We start from the raw sequence: 2,654 nt of genomic DNA, 5'->3' as shown, positions 1-2,654 counted from the left end.
CACCGCCCCCCCCGGGGGGGGGGGGGGCACCGGGGGGGTCCCCCCCCCCCCCGCCGGGCGGGGGGGGGGGGGGGAACCGACGGCGGCCCGGGTGACGCGCCGACGCCCACGGCGGGGGCCGGCTGCCTCCTCCTCGGCCTGCGGGGCGGGCGCCTCGGGCGCCTCCTCCTGCACGACGGTGGGCTCGGCGGGGACCTCGGCCTGCTCCGGCGCCCCGGCGGGCGCGGCGGCGGCGCGAGCGGCCCGACGCCGCGTGCGACGCGGGGTCTCCTCGGCGGCGGGCGTCTCGGCGGGCTCGGCCTGCTCGACGGCGGCGGGCGCCTCGGCGACGGTCTCGGTGACCTCGGCGACGGTCTCGGTGACCTCGGCGGCCTGCGGCGCACCGGTGGGCGCGGTCGCCCGGCGCGTGGCCCTGCGGCGGGTCCGCCCTGCGGGCGCGGCCTCGACCGGTTCTGCCGTCACGGCGGCCTCGGCCGCCGCGGGAGCCACGGGCTCGGTGGGCTCCGCGACAGCCTGCGCGGTGTCGGTCTGCTCCGCGGCGGCGGGTGCCGTCACGGTGCGGGTGGCCCGGCGGCGCGTGCGGCGCGGAGCGGCGTCCTCCGCGGGGGCCTCGACGGCGGTGGCCTGCTCCTCCGCGGCGGCGACGGCCGGCTCTGCGGCGGTCGCGGGCACCACGGTCTCGGCGGCCTCGACCGCGGCGGGAGCACCGGCCGGAGCACCGGTGGGCGCGGACGCCCGACGGGTGGCCCGGCGGCGCGGACGCGCGGCGGGGACGGCTTCTTCGGCGGGCGCCTCGACGGCGGTGGCCTCCGTCGTCCCTTCCGCGATGTCCGCGGTGGCCTCGATGTCCTCCGCGGCCAGGTCGGCGACGGACTCGGCGGCCGGTATGGCCGGCGCGACGGTCTCGGCCGAGGTGTCGGCGGCACCGACCGGCGGACCCGCCGGTCGGGAAGCGGCACGGCGCCGACGGCGTGGCGGCAGGGTGTCGCTCGGGCTGTTCGTTGCGGAGTCCGGTACGGACTCCGTGGATTCGGTCGGTTCGAGCATGCGGGCGTATCTCCCGTCAGGCTCCCGGGCGCCGCGCTGGTCCGGCGCCGATCACGGTGGATCGGTCGCCGTTGACGTCCGCGGCTCGCGCTGTGCGCGGTGCCGCCGTCCGGGGCGCGGGCGCCGCACGGGAGCTCTCTAGTGTCCTGTCTCGCCGGTTCCGTACACCGAATGTGCACGGCCTGGCGAAAGTCTTGTGGTCGGTGCGCTGCCCGACCCAGGTGGCTCCCGAGTGCGAGGGCGGCGCTACGACGTGCGTCCCTGTGCGGAACCTTCCCTACGCCGGCGTCTTCGCGGCGGCAGTCACATCGGCCGTGGAAAGGGCCTCGGCTGCCTCGCGGTCGGGCGCGAGCGGGTCGGTCACCACGCCGGTCTCTTCATCGAACAGCCCCTGCGCCAGCCTGGTCACCCCTGCGGGGACCGGCGGCGCCAGGTCGGCCACGGCGCGAAGACCGGACAGGACGTCGTCGGGTCGAACGGCAGGCGTCACGTGCCGAACAACCAGCCGCAGTATCGCACAGGGCTGGTCCGTCGGCCTATCAGCCTGTGGATCCTGTGGTTCAGGGTGCGATTCAAGGTGCACGACGGCGGAGCGGGCGTCGAAGGTGCGGACGCCGTTCTTCATCAGTCGCTGGACCTCGACGGTGTCGGCCGCGTTGAACGCGGCCACCGCGCGATCGGCTTCCGCTGGATCCACGCCGACCAGGCGCATCTCCCACACGGAGGCCGTGAGCCGGTCGGCGAGACCCGATGTACGGGCCTCCACCGCGTCCACGATGTCGAGCCCGGTGGGCAGCGACTCGTCGAGCAGCTCACGCAGCTTCTGCGGGTCACGCGCCTCGGTGAGCGCGATCTCCAGGTACTCCGCCTCGCTGCCCGTGCCGGTGGGTGCGGCATTGGCGTACGACACCTTCGGGTGCGGCGTGAACCCCGCCGAGTACGCCATCGGCACCTCGGCACGGCGCAACGCGCGCTCGAAGGCACGCTGGAAGTCACGGTGGCTGGTGAACCGGAGGCGGCCGCGCTTGGTGTATCGCAGTCGGATGCGCTGCACCGCGGGTGCGGGCGGCGGGCCTTCGGGCTGTCGCTTGCCCAGTGTCGTTCAGTCCTTCGTGAGAGCGGTCGTACTGCTATCAAGAGTACGTGTCTCGCGCCCGGATGGTTCCCTGCGGGCCACGGGCTGCGGCTGCCGGGGCTCGCCGAAGAGCAGCCGTCGAGCGTCGGCACGTGCCTGCCGCACGGACACGCGGGCGGCGGCCAGGGACTGCCGGACGGTACGGCCCACGGCGCGCGCTGCCGCTGCGGCCGGCCGCAGCACCCCGTCCCGGACGACGTGCCCGACCGGGGTCAGCACGCTCCGGTACACCCAGCGCACCGGCTCCACGAAAATCCACCGCAGGAGGGTCCCGAGGAAGCGTCCGACGGCGAGCGAGATGTGCCCGGCGACCCGCCAGGCATGCCGCAGGGCGTCCCACACCTCCCGTCCGACCAGGGCGAGGACCCGGCCGACCGGGACGAGGACCCACCGCCACAACGCGAGCGCCGGCAGCACCAAAAGAACCCGCGCCACCCAGTACAGAACCCACCCGTAAAAAAAAACGACCCCC

The 2,654-nt window shown here is 75.7% G+C and carries 1 protein-coding gene and 2 pseudogenes; all 3 read right to left on the bottom strand.

Annotation, left to right across the window (positions count from 1 at the left end; all coding sequences use genetic code 11):
• Positions 1–1,047: pseudogene (locus P1P75_RS40955) on the bottom strand (ribonuclease E/G); the annotation flags it as partial.
• 277 nt (positions 1,048–1,324) lie between these two features.
• Positions 1,325–2,101 carry a TIGR03936 family radical SAM-associated protein gene (locus P1P75_RS40950; RefSeq protein ID WP_319264971.1) on the bottom strand — a complete coding sequence of 259 codons (777 nt, stop codon included), beginning with the start codon at positions 2,099–2,101 and terminating at the stop codon, positions 1,325–1,327.
• Between the two features lie 48 nt (positions 2,102–2,149).
• Positions 2,150–2,654, bottom strand: a pseudogene (locus P1P75_RS40945) (hypothetical protein); the annotation flags it as partial.

The sequence above is a fragment of the Streptomyces sp. ID05-39B genome, from assembly GCF_033794725.1.
Lineage (GTDB): Bacteria > Actinomycetota > Actinomycetes > Streptomycetales > Streptomycetaceae > Streptomyces > Streptomyces bobili.
Note: the sequence above shows the minus strand (reverse complement) of the source record. Positions and strands in the feature narration are given on the sequence as shown.